The organism is Bacillus pretiosus, assembly GCF_052947655.1.
The window spans coordinates 4,558,836-4,573,460 of sequence record NZ_CM129593.1 but is presented as its reverse complement, the minus strand read 5'-3'; the positions used below and the strand labels follow the sequence as shown (position 1 = coordinate 4,573,460).

Here is a 14,625-nt window from a genome sequence, read left to right as displayed (position 1 = left end):
TAAAAAAAAGCTCAGAGCATTTATGCTCTGAGCTTTTTTGTGTAGAAAATAATTTCAGGATCTCTTTCATCTAAATTTTCAACTATTCCACTACGTACAAATAAAAGAGCGGAATTCCAATACAGACAAACACCTATTTTTCTATAGGAAATATGATAAAAAAGGTAGGCTAAATTGAGTAGAAGAGGTGAAAGGAATGAAAGGGATGGACAATAATGCACCACATGGCTTCTTCGGAGGCGAATCGGACAGTTATACACAAATGATGTTAATGGGAGGAGCTGGCCAACAAGGGTACGGTGGAATTCCGAGCTGGATGGGTGGAGGAGCAGGGGGATTTCCAACATCGGTAGCGGGCATGCAAACTGGAATGCCTACATTAATGGGAGGGTTTTCGACATCAGGGGCTGGAATGCCTACAGTAACAGGAGGATTTCCGACATCAGTAGCTGGCGTACAGACAGGAATTCCAGTAGGAGTACCAACTACATTTCCTTCTTTCGTTGGAGGAGTGCAGACAGGATTTCCGGTACCGGGAGTAGGTGTTGTAGCAGGTGGAGTAGGTGGTTATCCGCAAGGTGTTCACGGTCATCATGTACATCACCACCACCAAGGCCAACACGGTCATCATGGACATCACCACCATCAAGGCCAACACGGTCATCATGTACATCATCACCATCAAGGCCAACACGGTCATCATGGACATCACCACCATCAAGGTCAACATAGTCATCATGGACACCATCATCACCAAGGCCAACAAGGTCAGCACGGTCATCATCATCACCAAGGTCAACACGGCCATCAACAACAAGTACATCACCACGGACACCATCATATATATCCACAGGCTGTTCTTTATCAAACGCATCAAGGTCAACACGGTCATCATGGTCACCAAGGCCAGCACGGTCATCATGGTCACCAAGGCCAACACGGTCATCATGGTCAACACGGTCATCAAGGCCAACACGGACACCAAGGTCAACACGGTCATCAAGGCCAACATGGTCAACAGCACCAACAGCACCAACAGCACCAACAGCACCAACAGCACCAACAGCACCAACAGCACCAACAATACCAACAATATCAACAGCAACAATCTTCTCCTTGGACAGGTGGAATTGGAGCAGGAGGAGCAGGAGCAGCAGCAGGAGCGGCTAGCATTAGTGGAGCAGCAGGGCACGCTGGACACGTGGGTCATTAATGAATTGCAGAAAAAAAGACATAATAAAAAACTGCTAGGAAATCCTAGCAGTTTTTTTCAGCTTCTTGGCGCTGGCGTTCGATTTCAGCACGAAGCTGTGGTTCTGGTGCTTGCCAGCCTTCTGGTTTTAGAATTTTGCCGTCCCCTTCACGGAATCGAGGTTTTCCATCAGGGAATAGTTTTGCCATGTTTGCGTTATTTACAATTTCGAATCCTTTATCAGGACGTACGCCCATTTCGGCAAACGTTCCGAATGCAAAGTAAATAAGGTCAATTAGTGCATCATATTGATCTTCAACAGTCGTTGCTTCTAGAAATTCTTCTAGCTCTTCTTGCATAAAGCTAGCACGAATTTTTGCACGTTCTTCTGTTAATTTCGTTGGAGTATTTGTCACAGGGTGTCCGAACTCTTCATGCATTTTTGCAACAAGTTCGTATCCTTTATCTAAACCTTTTTCGTTTGTCATGTTGTTTCATCCTTTCTCGCTTTGTGCCGAATCTCATTGTAACATAAGGTGATTATGAAATGAAAAAGGACTGTTCAAAAGTTTCATCTTTTAGTTAAGGTAGGGAAAGATTATATCGACTAAACGACAAAACATAACCTATTAATAAAAGAAAGCCATCCCGGAATATTTTTGGGACGGCCTTGCTCGTTATTTTTCTTCTTTTATTAAAATGGATAAAAGAAGATCGATGCCAAACATACCAACGAGCAACATTGGAATAACGACAAGTAAATAACGTGTGAAGGAAACATTTTTTAAGTATGTATGAGCAAATAAAAAGACGCCGAGAAATAAAATACCATTTAAAATAGGCTTTACTAATTTTTTAGACATAAGCTCCCCCGTAAATATCTTCTCTCTCTATCTAAAATAAAAACTCCTCTTTCCGTTGTATCATGCTGGAGAGAGGAGTTCAATCATTTCTCATTCAATTACACCAGAATTTGTAATATTTACGGTGTATTTTATAGTAACTGGAACATCTTTATACATTTGCCTCCACTCTTCTAATTTGAATGGGCGATAATGTTGCTTATATTTAGCTCCTAGCCCGAGCGGATCGACACCTAAAGATTTGAATTGCTTAATTAACTTGTTACCTTGTATATCCAATTGTTTTTGGATGGCTTTCTCAATCTTTTTTGTGTTCTTAGCATTCTCTAAGTTAATTTGTTTTGATACTTCTTGAATGCGAGCATCAATTTTAACATGAATGGAAAAAGAAGGCTTTCCATTTTTTATTTTTATATCGTATGTTGGAACAGAACGAATATTATTAATCATTACGTACCCAGGATTTGCTTTAAATTCATGTGAATCCAACTTATGTTTCTCTAAAAGTCCTTTGAATACAAACATATCTTTTTCTGCAATTTTACCAACATATTTATCCTTTTTAAAAAGACCAATTCCGGTGATTTTTATTTTATCACCATGTTTCTTTAAAATTGGAATATAGTAGTCTTGCCCTTCTTGATAATAACGGAATGCTCCTACATGCAGATTATCTGTTGGTAAAGGACCGGTTTCCATATTATGTTCTAGCATTTTTTTTATATAAATTGCAACGTTGGATGAAGTCGTGTACTTTCCTTTTAAAAGTTCAGTACCGTTACCTTCAAGTAAAGCAACATATAAGGCATTTCCAATGTTTACATCGCGAATTAATGTATCGAAGGAAGCAACCATTCCTTTCTTAGCAATTCGGGTGGTAAATAGAGCAACTCGCATTTGCCCGCTAGCAAATGGTTGAGAAGACTCTAAAGATGTGTCTGCTTTTACTTGTTTTACAGCATTTGCTGTTCCTTCAAAAACTTGAACTTTGTTCCCTTTTTGCTGAATAGGACAAACAAATGTTACCTTTATTTTATTATCTTTTGCTACATCAAAGACAGTTCCTTGGATAAGGTGTACGTCATCGATAATATTTTTTTGTAAACATCCAGTTAGACTGATGAGTGTTATACAAGAGATAAGTATTAATTTATTTTTGATTTTTTCCATTTTCTTTTCACCCACACAATGATAAATAGGATTGGGATGTATACATAAATGAGCCAAAAGCTCCCCTTTGATGCATTACTAATAAAATTATTAATATCGTGTCTGTTTGTTAAAAGTTGTGAAACAATGAGGGTGATAATGATAAAAGCGATTAAAACACCTCTTTGTTTTACACGGAATATTTCGTGAGTTGCTCTCGTTGCCGCCCACAAAGGTAGAATAAAACTTGTAATAATAACGAGGGCATAAGCTGAAATTGCAATATATTCTAGCCTTTCTATGAATGGTAATTGAATGACTTGGGTCATAGAAAGTTGGGCCCATATCGTTTTTAATAATTGTTTTTCACTAAAAAACGAAAAGGCTAAAAGGGTACTAAATAAATATAGAAGGTTTGAAAATAGTGCTCCAAGCTGGGCGTATTTATGAGATTGCATAGGCTTTTTCACAAATGGATACACCATGAGGTAAATCTCAAAACCGGTCATACTGTAGATTGACAGTTGAGCGGATTTTAAAATGTCTGAAAAAGAATGTGTGAATATAGGTAGTAAATTATCCCAATGTGAATATTTCAAAACGAATAAGCTTAGAAATAAATATCCTAATGTACCACCAACAGAGATGACGCAAATACCGGTAATTACACGAAATCCAGAAGAAATAATGTAATAGCTAACTAAGCATAAAAAGAGTGTTAACATCCAAGTGGAAGCGGTAGGAAACATCCACACTTGAATAATTTCAACGTATGTTCGAATGACGGAAATACTGACGATTAAAAAATAAGCAGCAAAGATGATGTTAACGCCGTTCCCTAGCCACTTTCCAAATGTTTGCCGATGTAAGTCGATTAAATTACCGTTTGTTTCTTTTAATAAAAAATACATCATCCATATAAGAATCTGGATACAGATTCCTGTGATTAGAACGCCCATCCAGCCATCGTATCCAGCGGCCTTGGCAGTAATTCGAGCGAAGCCGAGAACGCCAGCTCCAAACTGTGCACCGTGAATTAAGAAGAAGACAAAGACAGGAGATATTTGATATTTTTCTTGAACTTTACTCATCGATGCACCTCGTTCTTTAATCATCAAAGTCTGATCTATGTTTTGTTGAAATTCCTTTTGCTGATTTTTTTACATGTTGTGGCCTCGCTTGTACATCCCTTGTATCAATCATCGTTAAAGGAAAACGAATCCAAGAGTCCTTAACCGACTGTTGTCTCGTCGGATAAAACAAAGCGTACGGCTTACGTAAGGAAGTAAGTCTGAATAGATGCGTAAATAAGAAGATAAATCCAAGAGAAATCCCGAACAATCCGCCTATTTCTGCAAACATAAGAAATGGAAAGCGTAGTAATCGAACTGCATTACCCATTTTATAAATAGGTGTAATAAAGGAAGCAAGTGCTGATAAGGCAACGATAATTAATAAAATATTACTCGTTAAACCAGCTTGTACAGATGCTTGCCCGATTACGATACCACCTACAATTCCGAGTGTTTGACCAACTTTCATCGGTAATCTCGCGCCAGCTTCTCTCAATAAGTCGATTGCAAGTTCTAAAAAGAGTGCTTCAATTAAAGGTGGGAATGGTACTTGTGCCCTTGATAAAATCAAAGTTTCAAGTAAATCACTTGGAATAAGTTCATAATGATAATTTAAAATTGCAACATATAGTGGTGTAGCACAAATTGAAAATAGAACAGCGATAAGGCGTAAAATGCGTGAAAATGTAGCGTATAGCCAAGAAACGTTATAGTCTTCTGGTGAAATGAAAAAATCGAAATAGGATACTGGCGTAAGTAGAACACTTGGAGAACCATCCACAAAAATAGCAATTTTCCCATCAATGAGTGCTTTTGTAACTCTATCAGTACGTTCTGTATTGATATAGAGAGGGAAAATCGACTTTTCACCCATTAGTTCTTGTATATAAGCACTATCATTAATTTGATCATATTCAAGAGCACGTAATGACTCCTCGAGAAAATCTACATTTTCTTTTTCAGCGAGGTTGTCTAAATACATCATGACAACTTTTGTTTTGGAAAACTCGCCGACAATCATTTCTTTTGTTTGTAAATCTAAAACAGGAAGACGTTTTCGAACTAAATTAATATTTGTATCAATATCCTCTACGAAACCTTCTTGAGGACCGATAACAGTCGATTCGTTTAAAGGAGGGCTTGGTGCCCGATACGTATCAATTGCAATGTTTGCAAGCATACACTTTTGGTCTTGCTGATTTAATTGAATAATCGCATGTCCCTTTAACACCATATCCTCAATTTTTTGTAAATCGTTCGTAATTGTAATACCGCTCATTGGAATATGTTCTTTTAGCTCTTCTAGTGAAGCGTTAGGTCGTTCTAAAAGAGTAGGCATTAAATACTTTTGTAATTTCTCTCCATCAAGCGAAGGGCGATAGTAAGAAATCCAATAAGGCATCGTTTCATCGTCAGATGTGTGATAATTAACAAAATCGCTAGATTTTTTAAGTTTCTCTATTAAATCTTGTAGAGAGTGAATCCGGTCTTTTTCTGGTTTCGTAAAATCATAAATACTATTATTTCCAGAGTTTTGCTGCTGATCTTGATCCGAGTTCCCTTGTTTAGAATGTTGTTGCTGATTCTGATTCGAGTCGTTTTGTTTAGAATTTCGTTGTTGATTCTGATTCGAGTTGTCTTGATTAGAATGTTGTTGATTCTGATCCGAGTCGTTTTGTTTAGAATGTTGTTGTTGATTCTGATTCGAGTCGTTTTGTTTAGAGTTTTGTTGTTGATTCTGATTCGAGTCGTTTTGTTTAGAATTTCGTTGTTGATTCTGATCCGAGTTGTCTTGTTTAGAATGTTGTTGTTGATTCTGATTCGAGTCGTTTTGTTTAGAGTTTTGTTGTTGATTCTGATTCGAGTTGTCTTGTTTAGAGTTTTGTTGTTGATTCTGATCTGAGTCGTTTTGTTTAGAATGTTGTTGCTGCTGATCCTGAGAAGGCTCTTTGTGTTCCTCTTTTTTTTGCTCGCTATTGCTATCTTTATTATGTTTCATACTTCTAGTCTGTTCTTTGTTATCATTCTCTTGGTTGTTAAGCTGTTGCTCCGAGTTATCTGTTTCGTTTTTCTCTGTCGTATTTGATTTTTTTTTCTTACGTAGCCAATTCCAAATCATATGTATGCCCTCTTTGATTGTGTAATATAATGCTATTTTGTGGCTAATTTTGTATATTATTCATTTATTTATGAAAAGAAGGAGGAGATTAGTTTGCATAGAAAAAATCCTTTAGTAAGCAGCAGTTCATACTATGTCGGGAAGAGGGCGAGTCTGTGCAATTTGTAAAAAAGGAAAAGTTTGTTTTAAGAGAGTTTACGTTTGAAAATGGTAGGGGAATTCCTGTTCAAATGGGGTATGAGACGTATGGTACTTTAAATAGAGAAAGGTCAAATGCGATTTTGGTATGCCATTATTTTAGTGCAACGAGTCACGCGGCAGGGAAATATACAGCGCATGATGAGGAGTCTGGTTGGTGGGATGGTTTAATTGGACCGGGAAAAGCAGTTGATACAAATAAATATTTTGTTATATGTACTGATAATCTTTGTAATGTGCAGGTTAAGAACCCTTATGTGTTTACAACGGGACCGAAATCGATTCATCCGAAAACTGGAGATGAATATGCGATGGATTTTCCGGTTTTTACATTTCTTGATGTAGCTCGTGTGCAATATGAGTTAATAAAAGATATGGGAATCTCAAGGTTACATGCTGTAATGGGACCGTCAGCTGGTGGGATGATTGCGCAGCAATGGGCTGTTCATTATCCTCATATGGTAGAGCGGATGATTGGTGTTATTACGAACCCGCAAAATCCAATTATTACGTCGGTAAATGTAGCGCAAAATGCAATTGAGGCTATTCAACTGGATCCAAGTTGGAAGGGCGGAAAATATGGAGAAGAGCAGCCAATGAAGGGACTTCATTTAGCAAATAGAATGATGTTTATGAACGCATTTGATGAGCATTTTTATGAAACGACATTCCCTCGTAATAGTGTAGAGAAAGAACCTTATGAAACATTTGCTGCATTAACATCATTTGAGAAAGAAATAAATAAAGTGACATATAGAAGTATAGAGTTAGTAGATGCAAATTCATGGATATACACTGCGAAAGCAGTTTTATTACATGATATTGCGCATGGATTTTCGTCTTTAGAAGAGGCGCTTTCTAACATAGAAGCAAATGTACTTATGATTCCGTGCAAACAAGATTTGCTTCAGCCGTCACGTTATAATTATAAAATGGTAGACATTTTGCAAAAACAAGGGAAGTATGCGGAAGTGTATGAGATAGAAAGTATAAATGGGCATATGGCAGGAGCATTTGATATTCATTTATTTGAAAAGAAAGTTTATGAATTTTTAAATCGGAAAGTATCTAGTTTGGTGTAGAAAATAAATGGTGTGAAAAAGGTGCGATGTATGTAGTAGGCACCTTTTTTTACATGATTTGTAGACGGAAAATATATGTGGCAATTGCTATACCGAAGAATGCGATACTAAGCAATAGAAATAAGAATGACATTTCTTGTGGTGATTTTATCTTTTTATTATTCTTCATACTAAGTGCAATAATTGCGGCGATTAAGAAAATGATGCCCGTAATGAAAAGAAAAAGTGTCATTTTCATTGGCTCCTTTCATAAAACAAGTATATTGAGGATACAATGCACGAGTTATGTTTGTAAAGAATAAGTTTTGCGAGAAAATTGAGAAATAAAATTTCCATTCTTTGCGTTCTTTCTTTCGCATGCTAAAATTGACTAGATATGCTTGTTTAAGGAAGAGACTAAAGGTTTTATTGTATATAAGGAGGAACGACATATGACAGAAGTTAAAACAATTACTACAGAAGAAGTGCAAGAGCGTTTAGAAAATGGAGAAACGTTATTTTTAGTAGACGTAAGGGAAGATGAAGAAGTAGCGGCAGGGAAAATTCCAGAAGCTGTACATATTAAAATGGGTGATATCCCAAATAAAGTAGATTTCTTTGATAAAGAGAATGAATATATCTTTATTTGTCGCTCGGGAATGCGCAGTGAAAATGTATGCCATTATTTAAATGAGCAAGGATTTAAAACAATGAACATGGTTGGCGGTATGCTTCAATATGAAGGTGAAACGAAATAAGTAGCTAAAAAAACTTGAAACGTGTTTGTTTCAAGTTTTTTTCTTTTGCATACAGTGTACAAAAGGGGGATAGGTAAATGGGGATTAACTTGCGGAAAGTAAAAATTATTAATAATACAGGGGCTGTTAATGTCGGTGACTGTTATGATATCTCACCTTTAGCTGTAGCAAAAATATATGCAGGTGCTGGAGGATCGAGTGCGGCTATTTTTTTAAATGGGAAAAGGCAGCCAGAAGCGGTGATTCGAACATCAGTATTTCTTCCACCATTAGCAACGAGTACACGTACATTAGGTTCATAGAGGAAAGGTAGAGTGTAATTATGCCTGCTCATATAAAAGAGTTTGTTATTGTGAATAACACTGGGAATATATTTACTGGTGATAATTTGAGTGATACGTCATTTACTGCTACGAAATCGTATAGTGGCTCAATGGGGTGCACTTGGATCGACGTTGTTACAGTAATAGGGACGGAGACGAAGCTTTGTTTACAGCCGGGTGATTCGGTGACGACAACATATACAAGAGGCACTCCTGCGGGTACTGTAACAGGAACAAATATGGGGCAAAGTGTAAATGCATCGAGTATAGCACAAGCTGTCCCTAATACAGATAATATGGATTCAATTGCTGGACTCCCTTAAGGATTTAAGGGAGTTTTTATTATTTCAAATAAAAATAGTCTTTGAGTTTGTTTTTGTAAATACATATTAAGAAGAAGAGGTTTGTTTAATGTAAAAAAGATGGTGTGCAGGTGGTGAAAGTGTGAGAGAGCGCGATAAAAAACATTCATTAAACTCTAATTTCAGAATTTCACCAAATCTTATTGGTCCTACCTTTCCACCCGTTCCAACGGGATTTACTGGCATTGGGATTACTGGTCCAACTGGTTCCCAAGGTCCGACTGGCCCTCAAGGGCCAAGAGGATTACAAGGTCCGATGGGGGAGATGGGCCCGACAGGACCTCAAGGTGTGCAAGGGATACAAGGACCAGTTGGACCAATAGGGGCAACAGGACCAGAAGGACAGCAGGGGCCGCAAGGATTGAGGGGAGCACAGGGAGCTACAGGAGCGACAGGACCAGAAGGAGTGCAAGGGTTACAAGGTCCGATTGGTCCAACAGGAGCGACTGGGGCACAAGGTATACAGGGGATACAAGGGTTACAAGGTTCGATTGGAGCGACTGGACCTGAGGGACCTCAAGGAATTCAAGGTGTGCAAGGGGTACCAGGTGCAACAGGTCCACAAGGAATACAAGGAGCGCAAGGGATACAAGGACCACAAGGACCGAGTGGAAGTGCGGGGACAACAGGAGCAACTGGTCAAGGGGTTACAGGCCCAACTGGAATAACAGGTCCAACAGGGATAACGGGTCCATCTGGAGGACCACCAGGTCCGACGGGGGCAACTGGTGCGACAGGTCCAGGAGGTGGACCGAGTGGAAGTACAGGTGCGACGGGAGCAACTGGAAATACAGGGGTAACAGGAAGTACAGGTGTAACTGGAGTAACGGGAAATACAGGACCGACTGGAAGTACAGGAGAAACAGGAGCACAGGGATTGCAAGGAATACAAGGGGTTCAAGGGCCAATTGGACCAACAGGTCCAGAAGGTCCGCAAGGTATTCAAGGTATTCCGGGTCCGACGGGCGTAACTGGTGAACAAGGAATACAAGGAGTTCAGGGAATTCAAGGGATAACAGGAGCAACAGGAGATCAAGGTCCACAAGGTATACAGGGAGCTATAGGGCCTCAAGGTGTAACAGGGGCAACAGGAGATCAAGGTCCACAAGGTATACAAGGAGTACCGGGTCCAACAGGAGAAACGGGACCACAAGGAGTTCAAGGGATTCAAGGCCCGATGGGTGAGATCGGACCAACAGGACCAGAAGGCCCAGAAGGACTTCAAGGTCCGCAAGGAATACAAGGGGTGCCAGGACCAGCTGGAGCAACAGGTCCAGAGGGTCCGCAAGGTATACAGGGAATCCAAGGGCTAATAGGAGCAACAGGTCCAGAAGGTCCACAAGGTATACAGGGGGCTATAGGACCACAAGGTGTAACAGGAGCAATAGGAGCACAAGGAGCAACTGGAATTCAAGGTGTACAAGGGAATATAGGAGCAACAGGTCCAGAGGGCCCGCAAGGAGTGCAAGGTACTCAAGGGGAAATAGGCCCAACAGGTCCAATGGGAACACAGGGCGTGCAAGGTATTCAAGGAATTCAAGGTCCAACGGGTGCGCAAGGAGTGCAGGGGCCACAGGGAATTCAAGGGGGCCAAGGTCCAACCGGAGTAACAGGAGATACGGGTGTAACCGGAGCGACAGGGGAAGGAACTACAGGCCCGACAGGAGTAACCGGTCCAACAGGGGTAACTGGTCCTTCTGGAGGACCAGCAGGACCAAGTGGTCCAACGGGGCCATCAGGTCCGACTGGAGTGACAGGTCCATCCGGTGGACCACCTGGACCAACAGGAGCAACCGGTGTGACAGGAGCAACTGGAGATACCGGGGCGACAGGCTCAACTGGAGTGACAGGAGCGACAGGAGAAACAGGAGCAACTGGTGTGACGGGCTTACAGGGACCCCAAGGAATTCAAGGTGTACAAGGAGAAATAGGTCCAACCGGTCTGCAAGGTGTTCAAGGTCCCCAAGGGATACAAGGAGTAACGGGAGCAACGGGAGATCAAGGCTCACAAGGAATCCAAGGCCCGCAAGGAATCCAAGGCCCAACCGGTCCACAAGGAGTACAAGGAGATCAAGGCCCACAAGGGATTCAAGGTGCGACAGGAGCAACAGGAGCACAAGGTCCACAGGGAATTCAAGGAATCCAAGGAGTGCAGGGGCCGACCGGTCCACAAGGCCCAACAGGAATTCAAGGTGTACAAGGAGAAATAGGTCCAACCGGTCCGCAAGGCGTGCAAGGGTTGCAAGGTCCACAAGGCCCGACAGGGGATACGGGAGCTACTGGTTCACAAGGTCCACAAGGAATTCAAGGTCCACAAGGCCCGACGGGATCCACTGGAGCAACGGGTGTGACCGGAGTTAGTACAACTGCAACGTATGCATTTGCGAATAATACATCAGGAACCGCTATTTCCGTTTTATTAGGTGGTACAAATGTACCATTACCGAACAATCAAAATATTGGACCAGGAATTACCGTTAGCGGAGGAAATACCGTATTTACGGTTGCGAATGCGGGGAATTACTATATAGCTTATACAATAAATTTAACAGCCTCTTTACTTGTAAGTTCTCGTATAACTGTAAATGGCAGTCCGCTTGCAGGAACAATAAATTCACCAGCAATAGCTACAGGTTCATTTAATGCGACAATCATTGCTAATTTGCCTGCTGGAGCTGCCATTAGTCTGCAGTTATTTGGATTAGTTGCAATAGCTACATTATCTACGGCAACGCCAGGAGCTACTCTAACTATTATTAGACTAAGTTAATAGGAAGAAAACCTTGGAGCTTTTATGCTTCAAGGTTTTTTATCCTGTTATTTGTAGGTAGTCTAATTGGTTAGGAAAGTTTCACTTTATTCACTTGAGCAAAAACATCGCAGTTCGAAAATATATTATAATAGAATGAAAAGAGAGAAATTTGACAGAAAGGGAGGGTGGCGATGCAGGAGATGGTTACAGATTTTTTTGGACGCCCACTTCAAGATTTGCGCATATCTGTCATTGATCGTTGCAATTTTAGATGTACATATTGTATGCCAGCGGAAGTTTTTGGGCCAGATTATGCTTTTTTGAAAGATGAGTTTTTACTGACGTTTGATGAAATTGAGCGTTTGGCAAAACTATTTGTTAGCATCGGTGTACGAAAAATTAGACTTACTGGTGGCGAACCACTACTGCGTAAAGATTTAACAAAACTTATTGCTCGTCTCGTGAAAATTGAAGGGTTAGTAGATATAGGGTTAACGACAAATGCAATTCATTTAACGAAACAAGCAAAAGCATTAAAAGAAGCTGGATTACATAGAGTAAATGTTAGTTTGGATGCAATAGATGACGATGTATTTAAGGACATTAATGGCCGGAATATCAATACGAAACCTGTTATAAAGGGAATTATGGCTGCAAAAGAGGCCGGGCTTGATGTAAAGGTAAATATGGTTGTGAAAAAAGGGATGAATGACCATCAAGTACTTCCGATGGCTGCTTATTTTAAAGAGCAAGGAATCACACTTAGGTTTATTGAGTTTATGGATGTTGGTAGTACAAATGGATGGAACTTTGATCAAGTCGTTACAAAGCAAGAATTAATTGAAATGATTCATAGTGTGTATCCACTTGAGCCAGCCGAAGCGCATTATTTCGGTGAAGTTGCGAAGCGATATCGTTACGTTGGAACAAATGTCGAAGTCGGTTTTATTACTTCTGTTTCAGAGTCATTTTGTTCCTCTTGTACGAGAGCAAGAATTTCGGCAGATGGAAAGTTTTATACTTGCTTATTTGCGACAGAAGGATTGGATGTAAGGGAACTTCTTAGAGGAAATCTTTCGGATGATGAGTTAGTAAGCGTTATACAAGATGTATGGATGAATAGAAAAGACAGGTATTCGGATGAGCGGACAGAAGAAAGTGCAAAGAATCGTCCGAAAATTGAAATGTCTTATATAGGAGGATAAGAAAGGGGGGCTATCGTATGCAGGAGCGATATTCAAGACAAATATTATTTTCTGGTGTTGGAGAAGAAGGTCAGAGAAAAATTAGAGAGAAGCATGTGCTTATTATCGGCGCTGGTGCTCTCGGGGCAGCGAATGCAGAAGCAATTGTTAGAGCAGGTGTTGGCAAAATAACAATTGCGGATCGTGATTATGTAGAATGGAGTAATTTACAAAGGCAACAATTATATACAGAAGAAGATGCAAAGCAATATAAACCAAAGGCGGTAGCAGCAGCAGAGCATTTACAAGCGATTAATTCTGAGGTGAAAATAAATCCGGTTGTGACTGATGTAACAGTGCAAGAAATGGAAGAGCTAGTGAATGATGTAGATTTAATATTAGATGCGACAGATAATTTTGAAACGCGTCTTCTTATTAATGATATTTCACAAAAGTATAATATTCCGTGGATATATGGTGGTTGTGTCGGAAGCTACGGAGTAACGTATACAATTTTACCAGGAAAAACACCGTGTTTCCGCTGTTTAATGGAACATCCAGCGAGCGGGGCAACATGTGATACGGCTGGTATTATACAGCCGGCAGTACAATTAGTAGTTGCGCATCAAATAACGGAAGCGCTGAAAATATTAGTAGAAGACTATGGGGCACTTCGCGAAACGATGTTATCGTTTGATCTTTGGAATAATCAACAGATGGCATTTAAAGTGAATAGGCAGAAAAAAGACACATGTTTATCTTGCGGAAGATTACGTACATATCCGAGTTTAACATTTGAAGCACAAACGAAAACAGAAGTGTTATGTGGCCGAAATACAGTACAAATCCGTCCAGGTGTGCGGAATGAATTTAATTTAGAAGAAATTAAAAAGCGCTTACAAAGAAGTGTGGATGTAAAAGCTACTCCGTATTTATTATCATTTCCGGTGGAGGAATTTCGTTTTGTTTTATTTACAGATGGCAGGGCGTTCATTCATGGAACGAATGATATAAATATAGCAAAACGCTTATATGCAAGATATATAGGTTGAACCTAAAGGGAGCCCTTTAGGTTCAACGGAAAGAAGATTAAGACTTTCTCGTATAATCTCCACTTTTTCCACCTGTTTTTTCAAATAAGTAAGTTTCGCCAATAATCATACCTTTATCAACAGCTTTGCACATATCGTACACAGTAAGAGCTGTAGCGGAAGCGGCTGTTAAAGCTTCCATTTCAACACCGGTGCTACCTTCTGTTTTAACTTTTACTTCAATAAGTAATCGATATTGTTCTTCGGATTGTTTCCAATCGAAAGAAACGTCAACACCTTTTAATAATAAAGGATGGCACATTGGGATAATATCAGAAGTGCGTTTCGCAGCCATAATACCTGCGATTTGTGCAACTGCTAATACGTCACCTTTCCCAATTTCATTGTGAGAGATTTTATCGTAAATTTCTTTTGTAACGACAATGCTAGAGCACGCAATTGCTGTTCGGACGGTTGCTTTTTTGTCACTTATATCAACCATCTTCGCGCGTCCTTGGTCATTAAAGTGTGTGAATGAAGACATGGAATTCCTCCTTGAA

At 40.0% G+C, this 14,625-nt stretch carries 15 protein-coding genes; 8 read left to right on the top strand and 7 right to left on the bottom strand.

Annotation, left to right across the window (positions count from 1 at the left end; genetic code table 11):
• Nucleotides 1-196: 196 nt before the first annotated feature.
• Nucleotides 197-1,213 carry a hypothetical protein gene (locus ACU8YW_RS23605; RefSeq protein ID WP_446894011.1) on the top strand — a complete coding sequence of 339 codons (1,017 nt, stop codon included), beginning with the start codon at nt 197-199 and terminating at the stop codon, nt 1,211-1,213.
• A 44-nt stretch (nt 1,214-1,257) separates the two neighbouring features.
• Here ACU8YW_RS23605 and ACU8YW_RS23600 read toward each other — a convergent pair whose 3' ends face one another.
• The 5 genes from ACU8YW_RS23600 to ACU8YW_RS23580 form a co-directional block, all read right to left on the bottom strand.
• Nucleotides 1,258-1,680 (bottom strand): pyrophosphohydrolase domain-containing protein, encoded by a 423-nt coding sequence (locus tag ACU8YW_RS23600; RefSeq protein ID WP_000180547.1) that lies wholly within the window; start codon nt 1,678-1,680, stop codon nt 1,258-1,260.
• Nucleotides 1,681-1,869: 189 nt separating this feature from the next.
• Complete coding sequence (locus ACU8YW_RS23595) at nt 1,870-2,055, bottom strand: hypothetical protein (RefSeq protein WP_001982745.1); 186 nt, start codon at nt 2,053-2,055, stop codon at nt 1,870-1,872.
• 90 nt (nt 2,056-2,145) lie between these two features.
• Nucleotides 2,146-3,225, bottom strand: coding sequence for a Ger(x)C family spore germination protein (locus ACU8YW_RS23590; RefSeq protein ID WP_147786578.1), 1,080 nt, complete (start codon nt 3,223-3,225; stop codon nt 2,146-2,148).
• Entirely contained in the window at nt 3,201-4,295 is a 1,095-nt protein-coding gene (locus tag ACU8YW_RS23585) for a spore germination protein (protein ID WP_106382724.1), read from the bottom strand. The genes ACU8YW_RS23590 and ACU8YW_RS23585 overlap by 25 nt, the downstream gene beginning before the upstream one ends.
• A gap of 16 nt (nt 4,296-4,311) precedes the next feature.
• Nucleotides 4,312-6,396: a spore germination protein gene (locus tag ACU8YW_RS23580; RefSeq protein WP_426934110.1), complete on the bottom strand. Its 2,085-nt coding sequence runs from the start codon at nt 6,394-6,396 to the stop codon at nt 4,312-4,314.
• A 155-nt stretch (nt 6,397-6,551) separates the two neighbouring features.
• On the opposite strand from ACU8YW_RS23580, the gene ACU8YW_RS23575 reads away from it, so the two are divergent.
• Entirely contained in the window at nt 6,552-7,676 is a 1,125-nt protein-coding gene (locus tag ACU8YW_RS23575; RefSeq protein WP_087984855.1) for a homoserine O-acetyltransferase family protein, read from the top strand.
• Nucleotides 7,677-7,725: 49 nt separating this feature from the next.
• On the opposite strand, the gene ACU8YW_RS23570 is transcribed toward ACU8YW_RS23575, so the two are convergent.
• Nucleotides 7,726-7,908 carry a hypothetical protein gene (locus ACU8YW_RS23570; RefSeq protein WP_000171896.1) on the bottom strand — a complete coding sequence of 61 codons (183 nt, stop codon included), beginning with the start codon at nt 7,906-7,908 and terminating at the stop codon, nt 7,726-7,728.
• Nucleotides 7,909-8,107: 199 nt separating this feature from the next.
• On the opposite strand from ACU8YW_RS23570, the gene ACU8YW_RS23565 reads away from it, so the two are divergent.
• The 6 genes from ACU8YW_RS23565 to ACU8YW_RS23540 all read left to right on the top strand — a co-directional run bounded on the left by ACU8YW_RS23565 (nt 8,108) and on the right by ACU8YW_RS23540 (nt 14,086).
• Entirely contained in the window at nt 8,108-8,413 is a 306-nt protein-coding gene (locus ACU8YW_RS23565) for a rhodanese-like domain-containing protein (protein ID WP_000141210.1), read from the top strand.
• A 77-nt stretch (nt 8,414-8,490) separates the two neighbouring features.
• A complete protein-coding gene (locus ACU8YW_RS23560) occupies nt 8,491-8,715 on the top strand; it encodes a spore germination protein (RefSeq protein ID WP_000512461.1) in 225 nt (74 codons plus the stop codon).
• Between the two features lie 20 nt (nt 8,716-8,735).
• Complete coding sequence (locus ACU8YW_RS23555) at nt 8,736-9,059, top strand: hypothetical protein (RefSeq protein WP_001110863.1); 324 nt, start codon at nt 8,736-8,738, stop codon at nt 9,057-9,059.
• Nucleotides 9,060-9,180: 121 nt separating this feature from the next.
• Nucleotides 9,181-11,868, top strand: a complete 2,688-nt coding sequence (locus ACU8YW_RS23550; RefSeq protein ID WP_426934109.1) for a BclA-related collagen-like exosporium protein — start codon at nt 9,181-9,183, stop codon at nt 11,866-11,868.
• 173 nt (nt 11,869-12,041) lie between these two features.
• On the top strand, nt 12,042-13,055 hold the full coding sequence (gene moaA / locus ACU8YW_RS23545; RefSeq protein WP_088064603.1) for a GTP 3',8-cyclase MoaA: 1,014 nt from the start codon (nt 12,042-12,044) through the stop codon (nt 13,053-13,055).
• 17 nt (nt 13,056-13,072) lie between these two features.
• Nucleotides 13,073-14,086 (top strand): molybdopterin-synthase adenylyltransferase MoeB, encoded by a 1,014-nt coding sequence (locus ACU8YW_RS23540; protein WP_048540776.1) that lies wholly within the window; start codon nt 13,073-13,075, stop codon nt 14,084-14,086.
• Nucleotides 14,087-14,123: 37 nt separating this feature from the next.
• Here ACU8YW_RS23540 and moaC read toward each other — a convergent pair whose 3' ends face one another.
• Nucleotides 14,124-14,609 carry a cyclic pyranopterin monophosphate synthase MoaC gene (moaC, locus tag ACU8YW_RS23535; RefSeq protein WP_000094144.1) on the bottom strand — a complete coding sequence of 162 codons (486 nt, stop codon included), beginning with the start codon at nt 14,607-14,609 and terminating at the stop codon, nt 14,124-14,126.
• Nucleotides 14,610-14,625 lie beyond the last annotated feature (16 nt).

Coding starts and splice junctions, on each gene's coding strand:
- ACU8YW_RS23600 (WP_000180547.1), bottom strand. CDS start 1,680: ATGACAAACGAAAAAGGTTTAGATAAAGGATACGAACTTGTTGCAAAA.
- ACU8YW_RS23580 (WP_426934110.1), bottom strand. CDS start 6,396: ATGATTTGGAATTGGCTACGTAAGAAAAAAAAATCAAATACGACAGAG.
- ACU8YW_RS23605 (WP_446894011.1), top strand. CDS start 197: ATGAAAGGGATGGACAATAATGCACCACATGGCTTCTTCGGAGGCGAA.
- moaA (WP_088064603.1), top strand. CDS start 12,042: ATGCAGGAGATGGTTACAGATTTTTTTGGACGCCCACTTCAAGATTTG.
- ACU8YW_RS23590 (WP_147786578.1), bottom strand. CDS start 3,225: ATGGAAAAAATCAAAAATAAATTAATACTTATCTCTTGTATAACACTC.
- ACU8YW_RS23585 (WP_106382724.1), bottom strand. CDS start 4,295: ATGAGTAAAGTTCAAGAAAAATATCAAATATCTCCTGTCTTTGTCTTC.
- ACU8YW_RS23540 (WP_048540776.1), top strand. CDS start 13,073: ATGCAGGAGCGATATTCAAGACAAATATTATTTTCTGGTGTTGGAGAA.
- ACU8YW_RS23560 (WP_000512461.1), top strand. CDS start 8,491: ATGGGGATTAACTTGCGGAAAGTAAAAATTATTAATAATACAGGGGCT.
- ACU8YW_RS23565 (WP_000141210.1), top strand. CDS start 8,108: ATGACAGAAGTTAAAACAATTACTACAGAAGAAGTGCAAGAGCGTTTA.
- ACU8YW_RS23555 (WP_001110863.1), top strand. CDS start 8,736: ATGCCTGCTCATATAAAAGAGTTTGTTATTGTGAATAACACTGGGAAT.
- ACU8YW_RS23595 (WP_001982745.1), bottom strand. CDS start 2,055: ATGTCTAAAAAATTAGTAAAGCCTATTTTAAATGGTATTTTATTTCTC.
- ACU8YW_RS23570 (WP_000171896.1), bottom strand. CDS start 7,908: ATGACACTTTTTCTTTTCATTACGGGCATCATTTTCTTAATCGCCGCA.
- moaC (WP_000094144.1), bottom strand. CDS start 14,609: ATGTCTTCATTCACACACTTTAATGACCAAGGACGCGCGAAGATGGTT.